Source organism: Actinomadura sp. NPDC000600 (genome assembly GCF_040492135.1).
In the GTDB taxonomy this organism is placed as follows: Bacteria; Actinomycetota; Actinomycetes; order Streptosporangiales; family Streptosporangiaceae; genus Spirillospora.
Genome location: NZ_JBEUPD010000004.1, coordinates 12711 through 28288, shown reverse-complemented (window position 1 = coordinate 28288; position 15578 = coordinate 12711). Strand labels below are relative to the sequence as shown.

Sequence of the window (15578 nt, the reverse complement as noted above, 5' to 3'; positions counted from 1 at the left end):
AGTCGGTCACAGCCCCGCCCCTCGTACGATGGAGCCATGACCTCCACCCAGCGCCGTGTCCTGCTCGCCAAGCCGCGTGGTTACTGCGCGGGCGTCGACCGGGCCGTGCAGACGGTCGAGATCGCCCTGGAGAAGTACGGGGCCCCGATCTACGTCCGCAAGCAGATCGTCCACAACGTGCACGTCGTGAAGACGCTGGAGGAGCGTGGCGCGATCTTCGTGGACGAGACCGAGGAGGTCCCCGAGGGCTCCATCGTGGTGTTCTCCGCCCACGGCGTGGCGCCCGTCGTGCACCAGGAGGCCGCGGGCCTGAACCTGCGCACCATCGACGCGACCTGCCCGCTGGTGACCAAGGTCCACAAGGAGGCGGTCCGCTTCGCCGCCCAGGACTACGACATCCTGCTGATCGGCCACGAGGGCCACGAGGAGGTCATCGGCACCACCGGCGAGGCCCCCGACCACATCCACCTCGTCGACGGCCCCGGCGACGTCGCCAACGTGCGCGTCCGCGACCCCGAGAAGGTCGCGTGGCTGTCGCAGACCACGCTGTCGGTGGACGAGACCGTCGCCACCGTCGAGAAGCTCCGCGAGCGGTTCCCCAAGCTGATGGACCCGCCGTCCGACGACATCTGCTACGCCACCCAGAACCGGCAGGTCGCGGTCAAGGAGATGGCGGCGCAGGCCGACCTCGTCATCGTGGTGGGGTCGACCAACTCCTCCAACTCCGTCCGGCTGGTCGAGGTCGCCAAGGAGCACGGCGCCGACGCCGCCTACCTCGTCGACTACGCCGAGCACATCGACCCGGCCTGGCTGGAGGGCGTCACCACCGTGGGCGTCACGAGCGGCGCGTCCGTCCCGGACGAGCTGGTCCAGGGGGTCCTGGCGTGGCTCGCCGAGCGCGGCTACGGCGAGGCCGAGGAGATCGAGTCCGTTCCGGAGCACATGCGCTTCTCCCTGCCGAAGGAGCTCCGCAAGGATCTGCGCATCACGCCCGTCTAGTCCCGCCGGGACGAGCGCCCGGCGGGACGTCCCGCCGGGCCCGCGGGCGTCAGCGGCCGGAGTCCGGCGCCGGAAGGTCGAGCAGGAAGCTCCTGAGCGCCTCGCCGATCTCGTCCGGCGAGTCCTCCTGCAGGTAGTGGACGCCCTTGACGGTCACTTCCCGCTGGTTGGGGAAGGTACGGGCGAACTCGGCCGCCCGGCCGACGAGCAGGGCGCCGGGTTCGGCCGCGACGAACAGCTTGGGAACGGGAGTTTCGGCGAGCCAGCGGCCGTAGGCCTCCACGATCTCGGCCACGTCCTCCGGAGTGCCGTCGATCGGGAGCTCGCGGGCGAAGGCCAGCGTGGGAAGGCGCGACTCGGGCGTGCGGAACGGGGCGCGGTAGGCGTCCATCTCCTCCTCGGTCAGGACGCGCACGACGCTGCGGGGCAGCACCGTCTCGACGAAGAAGTTCTCCTCGAGCACCAGCTTCTCGCCCCGCTCGGACCGCATGGCGCGGAACAGCTCCTCCCGGCCCGGCGGGAAGTCCGTCCACAGGCGCGGCTGGACGATGGCCTCCATGTAGGCGATGGCCTTGACCCGGCCGGGGTTGCGGGCGGCCCAGTGGAAGCCGAGCGCCGATCCCCAGTCGTGCAGGACGAGGGTGACGTCCGTGGTCAGCCCCATGGCGTCGAACCAGGCGTCCAGATGGCGCGCGTGGTCGGTGAAGCGGTACGCGGGCGCCGGGCCTGAGCGCCCCATGCCGACGAGGTCGGGCGCGAGGCACCGGCCGAGGTCCGACACGTGGGGGATGACGTTCCGCCACAGATAGGACGAGGTCGGGTTGCCGTGCAGGAAGACGACGGGGTCGCCGGAGCCGGATTCGGTGTGGTGCATTTCGGTGCCGAGCACGGGTGTCATGGGCACGGGGTTCTCCTGGTCATCTCAGGACCGTCGTGAAGACGACGTCCTTGAAGCGGTGCAGCGGTTCGGGGGTGCGCTCGACCTTCATGCGCAGGATCGCGCCCTGCCATGAGGCCAGCAGGAAGTCGGCCAGGTCCGGGGCGGGGACCGTGAGGGTGATCCGCCCCTGCGCCGCCGCCTCTTCGAGGCAGTGGACGAACGGCGCCCGCCACTCGGCGAAGATCTCGGCGAGCCGCGTCCGGATGGCCTCGCTGTGCTCGGCCGACTCCAGGCTCAGGTTCCCGACCAGGCAGCCGTGCCGCCATCCCCGGGCCTCCAGCCGGTCGGTGATCGCGTCGAAGTAGCCGCGGAGCCGCTCGACCGGGTCCCGCTCGGCGCCGAGCGTCTCGGCGGTGAGCGACCGCACGTCCGCGAAGTAGCGGTCGAGGATCTCCAGGCCGAACGCCTCCTTGGAGGCGAAGTGGTTCGTGAACGACCCCTGCGGCACCGAGGCCGCGGAGGTGATCTCCCGGACGCCGGCGGCCGTGAACCCGCGCCGCCGGACCACCTCGAGACCCGCGTCGAGGATCTGCTCCTTGTTCGATGGTCTGGCCATGGTGAGCAATATGTACGAACGTATTGAGTTCGTCAAGCCAGGTCACGGCACTGGGCGTTGCGGAACTCTTCTCAGCCGCGGCCCGGCCGGCCGGGTCAGTCGTCCTCGTCGTGGGGGAGGCGGCGCCGGTCCCGGTCCGGGGCGGGGGTCTCGTCCCACCGGACGGGGTTCTCGTTCTCCTCCTTCTCGAAGAGCCGGACCCCGACCAGCTTGTCGTGCAGCTCCCGCGCGTTCGTCATGACGCCGCGGGCCAGGCAGATCACGACCACGAGCAGCGTCCCGAAGAACAGCCACGGCGCGGTGGCGGCGAGCGCGGTGAACACGCCCACGGTGACGGCGCGCAGCAGCGAGCCGCCGCCGAGGGCGGTGGTGAACACGACCGTGAGCGTGGCGGCGAGGAACACCAGCGGCGGGCTGACGACGAGCGTGAGCAGGTCGGCGGGACGCGTCGCGAACGCGGCGAGCGCGCAGCCGATCGCGAACCCGGCGCCGGCGAGCAGCGGCACGTCGAACCACCGCGACAGCAGCCCGCACAGCACCCCGGCGGCGAACATGACCACGATGCCGCCGCGCCCGGTGAGCGTGACCGGGCCCGGCGAGTCCGACCGGGGCGGACCGCCGCGCCGCCGCCGCGCCGGACGCTCCGGGGACGGCGAGGCGCCGCCCGGCGCGTCGCGTACCGTCGATGAACTCATCGCCACCTCTTCCCCGTGGGAGGCGGACCCCCCACACGCCCCGGCCCGCTCCGGTCACGGACGTTCCGCGGATCGCCCTGCTCGGGGACGTGCCCGCCGAGGCCCGCCGCTCCCGCGGCGGGACCGCGCAGGGTCTGCTCCCGATCAGGCAGATGGTCCTCGTCGTCGAAAAGTTCGTCGTATGCGGTCAGTTCGGCCGCGGAGAGGGCGCGGGGGCTCTCCTCGACAGGATGGGGGCTTTCCAGGCCGTCGTCCACCACTCCAAGCTCGTTCAGCTTGCGCGCGCTGACCAGGACGCGCGTCTCCAGGGACCCGACCGTCCGGTTGTAGGACTTGATCGCCCCGGTCAGCGCGCGGCCGAGCTCGTCGACGTGCTGCCCCATCGTCCCCAGCCGCTCGTACAGCTCCTTGCCCAGCTCGAAGACGGCGCGGGCGTTGCGCGAGAGGGCCGCCTGCTGCCAGGCATAGGACGCCGTCCGCAGCATCGTGACGAGCGTGGTCGGCGTGGCGATGTGCACCCGCCGCCTCATCGCGTACTCCAGCAGGCCGGGGTCGCGCTCCAGGGCGGGCGCCAGGAACGCCTCGCCCGGGATGAACAGCACGACGAACTCCGGCGCCGGGCTGAACGCCTGCCAGTACGACTTCGCCGACAGGCGGTCGACATGGTCGCGCAGGTGCCGCGCGTGCGCGTCCAGCCGTACGGGGTCGCCGCTCTCGGCGGCCTGCAGGTAGGCGGCCAGCGAGACCTTGGAGTCGACGACGATGTTCTTGCCGCCGACCAGCCGCACGACCATGTCGGGGCGGACCGTGCCGTCGGCCGTCACCGAACTGGCCTGCTCGTCGAAGTCGCAGTGGTGCGTCATCCCGGCCAGCTCCACGACGCGGCGGAGCTGGAGCTCGCCCCAGCGCCCCCTGGCCTCGGGCCGCTGCAGCGCCCGGACGAGCGACTGCGTCTCGCGCCGGAGCTGGTCGGAGCTCTGCCGGACGAAGTCGACCTGCTTGGCCAGCATGGCGTGCGACTCGCGGCGGCCCGTCTCCACCTCGCGGAGCTGCTCCTCCACCTTGGCGAGCGTCTCCTTGAGCGGCGCGACCAGGTGCTCGACGGCCTGCTGCCGCCGCTGCAGCTCCCCGGCGGCCTCGACGCCCGCCGCCTTGAGCCGCGCGTCAGCCAGCTCCAGGAACCGCTGGTTGCTGGCGTCCAGGGCCTTCGCCGACAGGTTCTCGAAGTGCTCGGCCATCCGCTCCTCGGCGTAGGCGAGCTTCTCCTCGGCCGCCCGCGCCCGCGCGATCAGCGCGCCCTGCCGGCCCGTCGCGAGCGCGTACCCGGCGACGGCGCCGAAGACGGCGCCGACGAGGAGTCCGGCGAACAGCGCGAGGTCCATCCGTTCATCGTGGCAGCGCGCCCGCGATCGGCGACCGCGACGCGCCGGGATGCCCCGCGTCACCGGACATTTGGCCCAGTGTTCACCAAGGGGAGGCCGTGCGGAGGTTCCGGGCAGCCCGAGGGGTCCGCGCGCGCCATAAACTTGACCGCCGTGAGCCTCTCCATCGGAATCGTCGGGCTGCCCAACGTCGGCAAGTCGACCCTCTTCAACGCGCTGACCAAGAACGACGCGCTGGCCGCCAACTACCCGTTCGCGACCATCGACCCCAACGTCGGCGTGGTCGGCGTGCCCGACCACCGGCTGACCGTGCTCGCCGAGGTGTTCGGCTCGCAGAAGATCATTCCGGCGACGATGGAGTTCGTCGACATCGCGGGCATCGTCAAGGGCGCGTCCGAGGGGCAGGGGCTCGGCAACAAGTTCCTCGCCAACATCCGGGAGACCAACGCGATCTGCCAGGTCATCCGGGCGTTCGAGGACCCGGACGTCACGCACGTGGACGGCGACGTCGTCCCGTCCCGCGACATCGAGACGATCAACACCGAGCTGATCCTGGCCGACCTCCAGACGATCGAGAGGGCGCTGCCGCGCCTCGACAAGGAGGCCCGGACCAAGAAGGACAAGGACAAGCTCGCCGTCGTCGAGGCCGTCAACGCCGCGCAGAAGCTCCTGAACGACGGCGTCACGCTGTTCGCGGGCGCCGAGCAGGCCGGAGTCGACCTCGCCCTCCTGCGCGAGCTGCACCTGCTCACCGCCAAGCCGTTCCTCTACGTCTTCAACCTGGACGAGAGCGAGCTGACCGACGAGGCCCTGCGCGAGCGCCTGCGCACCCTGGTCGCCCCCGCCGAGGCGATCTTCCTGGACGCCAAGATCGAGGCGGAGCTGATCGAGCTGCCCGACGACGAGGCGCTCGAACTGCTGCAGGGGATGGGGCAGGAGGAGTCCGGCCTGTCGCAGCTCGTCCGGATCGGGTTCGCGACCCTCGGCCTCCAGACCTATCTGACGGCGGGGCCCAAGGAGGCGCGCGCCTGGACGATCCGCAAGGGCGCCACCGCGCCGGAGGCCGCCGGCGTCATCCACACCGACTTCCAGCGCGGCTTCATCAAGGCCGAGATCGTCTCCTTCGACGACCTGACCGCGGCCGGCTCGATGGCCGCCGCCCGTACGGCCGGCAAGGTCCGCATGGAGGGCAAGGACTACGTCATGCAGGACGGCGACGTCGTGGAGTTCCGCTTCAACGTCTGACGATGATGCCGTAGGCGAGCGGTGGGGCCGCGGCCGGCCAGGGTTCCGGCGCGGCCGTGTCGGGCGGCGCCCCATGTGATTTTGGCGACACGCGAGGCCGTTCGGGCCCCTGTGCTCTGTGAGCTGCGTGTTTTGGCGTTGAGTGTCGTAAATATAACGCTATGTCCCATATTTTCGGGAAGCGGATTGCGGTCGCCGACGCCATCCCGTGACCAAGCAACTCCCCGAGGCGCCGCGCTTGTCCGGTACCGGGGCCGGCGCGCCGTTCGGAGGCCCGGATAGGGGAACGTCACCGTTTGGCAATCTTCCCCGTTCCTGCTGAGGTGGATTGCATTATCCACAACCGCGTGCCGGGGCTGTGCTTCGCCGGGATGCGCTGGAACAATTGACGCCCGTGGTTACCCTGGGCCCGAGGTGGGTTCAGAAAAGCCACCGGACATGACCAGCACACAGGACCGCGCCGACCGGGGGCGAGGCGCGAGCGGAGGCAGGATGGCTCGCAGGTCGGCCGTGGGACGCGGCCGTGACACCGCCGTCGTCGACGAGACCGCGGCGCCCGGCCGGGCGCTCGCGTCGTCCGCCGACCCGTGGGACCTGCCCGACCACGGCCGCGGGTCCGGAGGCGGCGGCTCGCGCGGCGGCGGCCGCTGGGGCGGCTCCGGCGGGCGCTGGTGGGTCTGGGTCGGCCGCGCCGTGCTGTGGGCGCTGATCATCGTCATCCTCGTCAACGGCGTCCGCGCCCCGTTCGAGCGGTTCACCTCCGCCGAGAAGGCCGGCGGCGCGGGCACCCCGTCCAAGCCCCCGAAGAACGCCGGGTTCCCGAGCAGCGCCGCGGGCGCGTTCGCCCTCCAGTTCGCCAACGTCTACCTCAACTACGACCAGAAGACCGCACCCGCCCGCGAGGCGCAGCTGAAGACCTTCCTGCCCGACGGCGCCGACGCCCAGTACGGGTGGAACGGCGTGGGCAAGATGCAGGTGCAGTCCGTCCAGGTCGCCGGCGTCGACGCCCGCGACGCCAACAACGCCACCGTGACGCTCCTGGCCCGCACCGCCGACCGCTGGCTCCGCCTCGCCGTCCCGGTGTACGCCGACCGGAGCGGCTCGCTGGTCGTCTCCGCCCGTCCCGCCCTGCTCCCCCCTCCGACCAAGGCGCAGCTTCCCCAGGACGGCGTCCAGGACCGCGACACGGCCCTCGAGACCGAGCTCCAGCCCTTCCTCGGCACCTTCTTCCAGGAGTACGCGACCGGCAACCAGGCGGCCCTGTCCCGCTTCTCCAACGGGACGACCATCGCCGGCCTGGCCAACTCCGTCACCTTCGTCCAGGTCAAGGAGGTCGTCGCGCCGAAGGGGCCCGGGGGCTCGCGCACCGTCACCGCGACCGTGGTGTGGCAGCCCGCCGGGGGCGGCGGCGGCGAGCTCGAGCAGAGCTACCAGATCGCCATGGTGAAGAAGGGAACGACCTGGCTCGTCCAGGACATTCGCGGCACCACGCAACCGAGCGCATCATGAGAGGCCGCGAGGTGAACACGACGAACCCCCAGCCCGACCGCCGACCAGGGAAGGTAGCCGATTCGATGTCGCAGCACGTCATGGCGCCGATTCCGCACGAAAACCCCGCGGCCGGCGAACTCGGGCCCGCCGTTCCTCCCGACCGCGTCCATTGCGGCGCCGTCCTTCCCGTTCACCCGCGAGATCACGCGCTTCGTCAATTCATCCGCCCGGCGATCGGAATCGGAGTGGTCCGCTAGTGCCCGACGACATCGAGACCACGGCCAAGGCGACCGCCGAGGCCCTCGGCGTGGACGTCTCCTGACCCAGACGGAGGTCCGAAGGCGGCACGGTGCCCGCGCAGTTAGGGGAGTAGGGGCGTGGATCTACCCACGTACACGAACATCTGGCGCATCGAGAAGCGGCTCTACAAGCTGTACGACCTGCGGCTTCCGATGCCGCTGCCGCTGGTCCAGATCGGCGTCTTCCTCGGCGTGTTCGTGCCGTGGATCGTGCTGCTCCGGGTCGTCGGGATCCCCTTCGAGTCCCCCTGGCACGTGCTCTACATCGTCCCGCCGGGCGTGCTCACCTGGATGGCGACCCGCCCCGTCATCGAGGGCAAGAGGCTCACGGAACTGCTGCTCTCCCAGGGCCGCTACCTCGCCGAGCCCCGCACCTGGTGCCGCCTGACCCCCATCCAGGAGCCCCGCGAGGTCGTCATCGTGGCCCGCGTCTGGCGCCGCGCCGGCGCCCCGGTCCCCGCGGCCGCGATGGAACGTGCCGCGATCAAGTCCCGCCGCCGCGGCCGCCGCCGCGCCGCCGAGCCGGAGCCCGCCGCGGCCCCCGCCGCGACCCCGGTCCCGGTCCAGGTCCCGCGCCCCGCGGCCGCCGCCGCGCCCCCGTCCCTGGTCGAGTACGCGGCCCAGCGCGAGGCCGTCCCCGCCGCCCAGCTCCCCGCCGCCCAGTTCTCCACCCCCGAGCCCTCCGTGCCCCGTCCCGCCGAGCCCGAGCCCGCCGCCCCCGGCCCCGCCGTCCCGCCCAAGGCCTGGCGCCGCACCACCCGCGACATCGCGCACGAGGACGACGTCCTCCCGTTCGCCGCCGACGTCGAGCGCCCCCCGGCGACGCCGCGGCTGGAGGTGCCCCCACCCGGCCCGCCCCCGGGCTCCGGCAAGCGCGCCCTGGCCTCCGGCGTCCGCCGTCCAGGCGAACCGGCCGAGTTCTGGCAGGCCGTCCCGGCCGGCGACACCAGGCCCGACGTCCCCCAGCTGCCGCGCGCCGACGCCCGCCAGGCCGCCGAGGAGATCGCGAACGCCCCCGAACCCGCGGCGCCGAGCGTCCGGTGGGTGCGCCCCGCCGAGCCGGGCGACGGCGTCACGCGGCAGCCGCCCGCCGAGCCCGAGCAGGCGCACGCCGCGGAGGGCGAGCGCGTGCGCGCGCCGCGGGCGTTCAACGGCGAGCCCGGCGACAAGAAGGTCGCCGGAACCCGGATCCGGGCCCAGGGAACACCCGCCCCCCAGCGCCCCACCCCCACCCGCCCCGACATCCCGATGGTCCCCGGAGCCTTCGGCGCCCAAAACCCCAGCCCGGCACAACCCCCAAGGCACGCCCCCGCCCACACGACCCCGCCCGCCACCCCGGAGCAGGAGCCCGCACGGCCGGAGGACTCGTCGCCGTCCACCCAGGACACCCCGCGCCCCGCGTCGCCCACGCAACACGTGACGCAGCCGGAACACCCAGCACCCCAGGCAGACTCGCCCGCCAAGCCAGAGCAGGAAGCCGCCCGGTCGGAGAACTCGTCGCCGTCCGCACAGGACGCCGCGCGCTTGGCGCAGCCTTCCGCCTCGCCTGCGCAGCATGTGACGCGGCCGGAGCACCCGGCGGCCCAGGCCGAGTCGCCCACCGCGTCGGAGCAGGAAGCCGCGCGGGCGCGGTCGGCGCAGCCGCCCATGCCGACGGAGCGGCCCGCCGCAGAAGCGGAGTCGCCTGCCACGCCGGAGCCGGAAGCGGCACGAGCGGGGGAGTCCTCGCCGTCCGCGCAGGACACTCCGCGTCCCGCGTCGCCTGTGACGCGGCCGGAGCGCCCGGCGGCGCAGGCGGAGTCGCCCGCCGCGGCGGAGCGGGCCGCTGACTCGGAGGGGGGCGGTGCGGAGTCGCCGGCGCCTCACGCGCCTTCGGGGCGGCCTGTGCTGCGGCCGGAGCAACCCGTCATGTGGTCGGGGCGTCCCGCCGCGCGGCCCGAGCAGCCCGCTGCGCGGTCGGGCACCGAGGAGGCGGGTGCCGAAGCGGAGCGTGGCGGCGCGGCTGGGGGTCCGCCCGTGCCGCCGGAGCGGCGTCCTGGATGGTCGGGGCAGCGGCCGGAGGCGCCCGCCGCCGCGGCGGAGCAGGCTGGTGCGCCGCCCGCGCCGCACCAGCAGGTGCCCATGGTGCGGCCCGCCTCGCCGCCGGAGCAGCCCGGGGTGCTGCGGGAGCCGCCCAGGCCCTGGTCCCAGGGGCTGTCCAAGCCGCAGCGGCCCGCGGTCCCCGGCGGCCTCGGCCGCCCGGACGCGCCGGAGCCCCCGCCGGCCGAGCCTCCGGCGGTCGCGGAGCCGCCGCGTCCGGTGGAGGAGGAGGCGCCGCCGCGGGAGGTCCGGTCGCAGCCCGCCTCGCCCGTCCGGCCGCGGCCCCTGCCGCCGCCCCCGGCGCCCCCGCCGTCGGGTCCGGCGATCACCCCGCCCGGTCCCGAGCACGAGGTGACCTCCGGCGGGCTGCGGCGGCTCATCCACGCGGTCGGCGGCGGGCACGGCGAGGTCGACGCCGACTACCAGCAGCGGATCCAGCAGCCGTTCCACGGGACGCGGCACGTCGTCGTGCTGGGGTGCACCGGCGGGGCGGGGCAGACCGTCACCGCGCTGATGCTGGGGCACACGTTCGCGCAGCACAACGGCGAGCCGGTCGTCGCGATCGACGTGAACCCCGGGCCGGGCGCGCTCGCGCGGCGCACCCGCAGCGACACGAACGAGACGCTGACCGGTCTCATCACGCGCGCCGACCAGGTGTCCAGCCTCACCGCGATGCGCCGGTACACCTCGCAGGCCAAGTCCGGGCTCGACGTCATCGCGGCGGGGAAGAACCCGCTGCAGGCGCTCGACGACCGCGACTACGCGCTCGCGATCCGCACGCTCGACAAGTTCTACTCGGTGACGCTGCTCGACGCGGCCGCCGCCGTGGTCGCGCGCGTCCTGCCGTACGCCGACCAGATCGTCCTCGTCGCGCCGGCGAGCGCCGACGCGCCCCGGGCCGTCGCGATGACGTTCGAGTGGCTGGACGGCCACGGTTACGAGGAGCTGCGGTCCCGCGCGGTGACGGTCATCAACGGGGTGAGCCGCCGCAGCATGGACGACGTCGAGCAGGCCGAGGCCGTGGCGCGCGGGCGCTGCCGGGCCCTGGTGCGCATTCCATGGGACGATCACCTGAGCATGGACCGCGCGCCGCGCAACGAGCTGAAGTCGTTGCGCACGCCGACGCGGCGTGCCTATCTTGCCCTCGCCGGCGTCGTGGCCGGCGGCTTCACCGTCATGCCCGAGCGTTACCAGGAGCTTCAGCAGGAGCAGGAGGCCACCCGATGAGCGCCCCTCGCGGGCATCGAGCGGAGACCGTAGTGAACCGGGCATTGCTGGCGGACCCGCCTGACGTTCATGACCGTCCGGATTGCGAACACTCTCCCGGGCAGCCCTGTGCGGCCGCCCGCGCGAGGAGAGAATCGTTGATCGGAACCGGCGTCGGGAGGACGGCATGAGCAAGTCGAGCCGACTGGCCGTGCGGTACTTCGACGACCGCGTCCTGCTGACCGACAGCGCCGCCTGGGCGTACTTCCGGCTGCCCACGGTGTCCTACGAGTTCACGACCGGTGAGGAGCGCGAGGCGCTCGCCACCAACATCACCATCGCGCTCGCCGGCATCCGCATGCAGGACGCCGAGGTCCACCTGCGGATCGCGCACCGGACGTATCCGGCGGCGGAGTGGGCGCTGGCCCTGGACCGGACGTCCGACGGCGGTCCCGGGTGGCGGGAGTACCTGGAGGAGACCTACGCCCACGTGTGGGCCAAGGACTTCTGGACCAAGGAGGTCTACCTCGGGGTGCGGCTCGGCCCGCGCGGCATGGGCGCGCAGCTGTCGGGCGGCGTCCTGTCGCAGCTCCTCAAGGCCTACAAGCGCAGCGAGAACGTCCTCGGCGTGCACGACGACGCGGTCGACAAGAAGGAGATCGCGCGCTGGACGGAGCAGGCCGAGCGGATCGGCCGCGCGCTCGGCGGGTCCGCCCTGTACGCGAGGCACGCCACCTCCACCGAGGTGGCGTGGCTGTTCCAGCACGCGGTGACGGGCTCGCTGGCCGACCCGCCGCCGTCCGCCGTCCCGCGCAGGACGTGGGGCAAGGGCGAGATCGAGTCGCTGGTGGAGGGCGCCATCCACAACGGGCGCTCGTACCTGCGGATCGAGCAGCCGAACTTCACCGGCGCGGGCGGCGGCGCCACCGCCGCCTCCTACGTCGCCTACCTGTCGTTCGCGCGGTTCCCCGACATGATGCCGTTCCCGGACGGCGAGCCCTGGTTCCACTATGCCGACGCGCTCCCGTTCCCCGTCGAGATCAGCGCGCGGATGAAGCTGGTCCCGCCGGCGAAGGCGTCCAAGGACGTCTCGCGCAAGCTCGCGCACGCCCGCGACATGGACCAGCACATCCGGGAGGCGGGCGCGGAGGCGCCGATCGCGCTCGCCGAGCAGATCGACGCGGCCCGGATGCTGGAGCACGGCATCACCAAGGAGCGGCTGCCGTTCGTGTACGGGTGGCACCGGCTGATCGTGTCCGCGCCGACCGAGGACCTGCTCGCGCAGCGCGTGGACGCCGTCGTCGAGCACTACCGCGACATCGGCATCGACGTCGTCAACTCGACCGGCGACCAGTTCTCGCTGTTCCTGGAGTCGCTGCCCGGCGACCAGATCCGGCTGAACGCCTACGCGCAGCGCCAGCCGCTGCGCACCATCGCGGGCGGGATGCCGGTCGCGACCGTCGACCTCGGCGACCGAACCGACGACGAGGGCGAGGGCTGGGTCGGCCCGTACATCGGCGAGACGCTCGGCCGTGCCCGGGCCATCGTGCACTTCGACCCGCTCGTCGCGGCGGCCCGCAACCGCCCGACGGCCGTCGCGATCACCGGTGAGCCCGGCGGCGGCAAGACCACGCTCGCGCTGCTGCTGATCTACCAGATGTCGCTGCGCGGCGTCACCGTCGCGGCGATCGACCCGAAGGGCGACGCCGAGTCGCTCGTGGAGCTGCTCAAGGCGCGCGGCAGGAAGGCGCGCATCCTGCCGCTCGGCTCGGCGGCGCCCGGGCTGCTCGACCCGTTCTCCTTCGGCGACGACCTCGCCACCAAGAAGATGATGGCGACCGAGACGCTGCGGCTGCTGCTCCCGCGCATGTCGGAGGAGCGCGAGTCCGCGATGATCCAGGCGGTCGGCGCGGTCGCCAACGCCGAGCGGCCTTCGCTCGGCCGCGTCGTCGACTACCTGGAAGGCGCCGACGACCCGGCGTCCAAGAACCTCGGCGCGGTGCTCCGCTCGATGTCGGAGATGCGGCTCGCGCGGCTGTGCTTCGACCCGTCCGGCGGCGAGCGCATCGACACCGCCGGCTGGACGACCGTGTTCACGCTCGGCGGGCTCACCCTCCCGGACGTCACGATCCCGCGGGAGGACTACTCCTACGAGCAGCGGCTGTCGGTCGCGCTGATGTACCTGGTGTCGCAGTTCGCGCGGCGGCTGATGCACGGCCTCGACCGGCGGCTGCCGAAGGCCATCTTCCTGGACGAGGCGTGGGCGATCACCTCGACGCCGGAGGGCGCCAAGCTCGTGCCCGAGGTGTCGCGCATGGGGCGCTCCCGCAACACCGCGCTGATCCTGGTCTCCCAGAACGCGGGCGACCTGCTGAACGAACAGGTGACGAACTGCCTGTCTTCGGTGTTCTCGTTCCGCTCCACCGAGCGGGTCGAGGTCGGAAACGTGATGTCCCTACTCGGGGTCGAGGCGTCCGACGAGCACAAGGCCGTGCTGCGCAACCTCGGCAACGGCGAATGCATCTTCCGTGACCTCGACGGCCGAGCGGGGCGCATCGGCGTCGACCTGATCTCCGAGGAACTGCAGCGTTGGCTGGACACCAACCCGACCCGGTCCCGTCCGGGCACGTCCGAACTGACCGTCGCGGGGGCCGAGGTCGAGGAGGTCTCCCGATGAGGGGTTCCCGCAACGGGACGGCGCGCCTGCAGCGCTCGCCCGGCGAAGGACTCGACCGCGCGGACCTGCGCCGTCCCCGGCGCCGCGCCCGCCGCGCGCCGCGCACCCGCCGCTCGGTGATGCTGCTGGTCGTCATGGCGCTGTTCATGCTGGGGCCGCTGACGCCGGCGTCGGCGTCGGCCCCGCAGCTGCCGAACCCGCTGAACGATGTGTGCAGCCCGGCCGACCATCCCCCGCCCGAGCGGTACGGGTCCGGGACGGACGGCATGATCAAGCCACCCGACTATCCGGACGAGAAGCTCCAGAAGACTCCCGTCGAACGGCTCACCTACTACGACCGGTACGGCACCGCCGGGCAGACCTGGTACGCGGTCGACATGGGCTGCTCGGACGCGATGTCGATGATGGGCAACGCGATCGCGAACACCGTGTTCACCCTCGTCCGGACGGTCGACCGGACGACGATCAGCGTCTACCAGGCGGCCGCGTCGGAGTCGCTGCTGAGCTGGCTCAAGGACACCGTCGACGGGGTCATCATCGACCTCGGCAAGACGTTCAACGCCCGCTACTGGTCGTGGGTGGTCATCCTCGGCGCGATGTGGCTGGCGTGGTGGGGTCTCGTCCGCAAGCGGGCGAGCAAGGTCACCGAGGGCGTGGTCTGGATGATCGCCGCGATGGTGGCGCTGGTCTGGCTGATCGCGCGGCCCGCCGACTTCACCACGCTCGGGACGAAGGTCTCCGAGGCGACCAGCGCCGCCTTCAGCGCCGCGCTGCCACCGAGCGACACCGAGGGCGGGACGTGCGTTCCCGTCCCCAACGGCAAGCCCGATCCGGCGACGTCGCAGAGCATCGACGCGACGTCCCGCAACGCGAACGCGCTGTGGGTGGCGCTGGTCTGCAAGCCGTGGCTGCAGGGCGAATTCGGCACCAGCGATCCCAACGCGAAGATCATTAAGCAGAACGCCGACAAGCTGCTCTGGTCGCAGGCGGTCGATCTTCCAGAGACGTACGGGACGAACAAGGTCGACCTGGGGAAGAAGGCCGACGCCTATAAGGACGTCACCAAGGACATCAAGGACAACCATCCCGAGAGCTATGCCCTGTTCCAGGGCAAGGCCTGGGAGAACCGGCTGGGAGTGGCGCTCATCGCGCTGTTCGCGGCCCTGGTCGCGGGCATGCTCATCCTGGTCATCGCGACCGCGCTGATCGTCGTGAAAATCGCGTTTCTGCTGCTCCTCGTCGCGGGACCGATCTTCCTCGGGATCGGCATCCATCCGGGTGTCGGGCGCGTCATCGCCATGCGCTGGCTCGAACTGCTGCTCTCCATGCTGCTGAAGCAGGCCGCGCTCATCGGGGTGCTCTCACTGCTGCTGTGGGCCTACAGCCTGATCCTCGGCGAGACGCTGCCATGGGGCCTGCAGGTGCTGTTGATCGCGCTGGTGACGTTCGCGGCGTTCGTGTACCGCAAACCGTTCCAGCACCTGTTCTCCGCCGTCGGCTACTCCGCGGTCGGGGCCCGGGAGAAGGGCGAGGCGGAATTCGGCAAGTCGGTCGCGGCGGCCCGCAAGAGCACCGAGGCGATACCGCCGGTGGCCGCCTACCAGATGTTCCGCAAGGCCAAGGAGGACCCGGCGGTGGCCGCGGCCATCATCGGCGGAGTGACGGGCGGCGCGACGACCGGCGCGATGGCCGGCGCGATGAACTCGGCCGACAAGTCGGCGCCCGGCGCGGGCGCGGAGCAGTCGCCTGAGGACGCCCCGGTCCTCGCGGCCAAGCCGCGGGGTGCGGGCGCCGCCGGCGCCGCGGCGGCGCAGGGGCGGTCCAAGCGCGGCGCTCCTCCGCTGAACCTGCCGACCCGGGCGGGTGCGCTCGGCGACCGCCGTACGGACGGTGGCAAGGCGGCCGCCGCCCGGCCCGGCGTCGTCGTCGCCAAGGGATGGGAGAGCACCGGCATCCGGCGGACCGGCCCGCCCGGCAGGCAGTGGACGGCCAGATGGCTGGTCCAGTAC

The 15578-nt window shown here is 72.5% G+C and carries 10 protein-coding genes; 6 read left to right on the top strand and 4 right to left on the bottom strand.

The annotated features are described in order from the left end of the window. Positions 1-36 precede the first annotated feature (36 nt). The gene (locus tag ABWI07_RS07365) at positions 37-999 is read left to right on the top strand and encodes a 4-hydroxy-3-methylbut-2-enyl diphosphate reductase (RefSeq protein WP_149260897.1); all 963 of its coding nucleotides are present in this window, start codon (positions 37-39) and stop codon (positions 997-999) included. 49 nt (positions 1000-1048) lie between these two features. Here ABWI07_RS07365 and ABWI07_RS07360 read toward each other — a convergent pair whose 3' ends face one another. From ABWI07_RS07360 to ABWI07_RS07345, 4 genes are all read right to left on the bottom strand, one after another. Next, positions 1049-1897: a haloalkane dehalogenase gene (locus ABWI07_RS07360; RefSeq protein ID WP_149261227.1), complete on the bottom strand. Its 849-nt coding sequence runs from the start codon at positions 1895-1897 to the stop codon at positions 1049-1051. 19 nt (positions 1898-1916) lie between these two features. After that, positions 1917-2495 (bottom strand): TetR/AcrR family transcriptional regulator, encoded by a 579-nt coding sequence (locus ABWI07_RS07355; RefSeq protein WP_353818011.1) that lies wholly within the window; start codon positions 2493-2495, stop codon positions 1917-1919. Between the two features lie 95 nt (positions 2496-2590). After that, positions 2591-3190: a DUF6542 domain-containing protein gene (locus ABWI07_RS07350; protein WP_149260895.1), complete on the bottom strand. Its 600-nt coding sequence runs from the start codon at positions 3188-3190 to the stop codon at positions 2591-2593. Then, positions 3187-4572 (bottom strand): DNA recombination protein RmuC, encoded by a 1386-nt coding sequence (locus ABWI07_RS07345; RefSeq protein ID WP_235036978.1) that lies wholly within the window; start codon positions 4570-4572, stop codon positions 3187-3189. The genes ABWI07_RS07350 and ABWI07_RS07345 overlap by 4 nt, the downstream gene beginning before the upstream one ends. Positions 4573-4725: 153 nt before the next feature. On the opposite strand from ABWI07_RS07345, the gene ychF reads away from it, so the two are divergent. The 5 genes from ychF to ABWI07_RS07320 form a co-directional block, all read left to right on the top strand. Continuing rightward, entirely contained in the window at positions 4726-5817 is a 1092-nt protein-coding gene (gene ychF / locus ABWI07_RS07340; RefSeq protein WP_149260894.1) for a redox-regulated ATPase YchF, read from the top strand. A gap of 492 nt (positions 5818-6309) precedes the next feature. Continuing rightward, complete coding sequence (locus ABWI07_RS07335; protein WP_235036977.1) at positions 6310-7326, top strand: conjugal transfer protein; 1017 nt, start codon at positions 6310-6312, stop codon at positions 7324-7326. Positions 7327-7685: 359 nt separating this feature from the next. Beyond that, positions 7686-10913, top strand: a complete 3228-nt coding sequence (locus ABWI07_RS07330) for a TcpE family conjugal transfer membrane protein (RefSeq protein WP_353818010.1) — start codon at positions 7686-7688, stop codon at positions 10911-10913. A 166-nt stretch (positions 10914-11079) separates the two neighbouring features. After that, positions 11080-13569 (top strand): ATP-binding protein, encoded by a 2490-nt coding sequence (locus tag ABWI07_RS07325; RefSeq protein WP_353818009.1) that lies wholly within the window; start codon positions 11080-11082, stop codon positions 13567-13569. Beyond that, positions 13566-15578: type IV secretion system protein (locus ABWI07_RS07320; protein ID WP_353818008.1), on the top strand; the 2013-nt coding region annotated here is incomplete at its 3' end. The genes ABWI07_RS07325 and ABWI07_RS07320, both read left to right, overlap by 4 nt.

Excerpts from the sequence above, each read along its gene's own strand:
- ABWI07_RS07325 (WP_353818009.1), top strand. The coding sequence starts at position 11,080 with ATGAGCAAGTCGAGCCGACTGGCCGTGCGGTACTTCGACGACCGCGTC.
- ABWI07_RS07360 (WP_149261227.1), bottom strand. The coding sequence starts at position 1,897 with ATGACACCCGTGCTCGGCACCGAAATGCACCACACCGAATCCGGCTCC.
- ABWI07_RS07365 (WP_149260897.1), top strand. The coding sequence starts at position 37 with ATGACCTCCACCCAGCGCCGTGTCCTGCTCGCCAAGCCGCGTGGTTAC.
- ABWI07_RS07350 (WP_149260895.1), bottom strand. The coding sequence starts at position 3,190 with ATGAGTTCATCGACGGTACGCGACGCGCCGGGCGGCGCCTCGCCGTCC.
- ABWI07_RS07355 (WP_353818011.1), bottom strand. The coding sequence starts at position 2,495 with ATGGCCAGACCATCGAACAAGGAGCAGATCCTCGACGCGGGTCTCGAG.
- ABWI07_RS07345 (WP_235036978.1), bottom strand. The coding sequence starts at position 4,572 with ATGGACCTCGCGCTGTTCGCCGGACTCCTCGTCGGCGCCGTCTTCGGC.
- ABWI07_RS07335 (WP_235036977.1), top strand. The coding sequence starts at position 6,310 with ATGGCTCGCAGGTCGGCCGTGGGACGCGGCCGTGACACCGCCGTCGTC.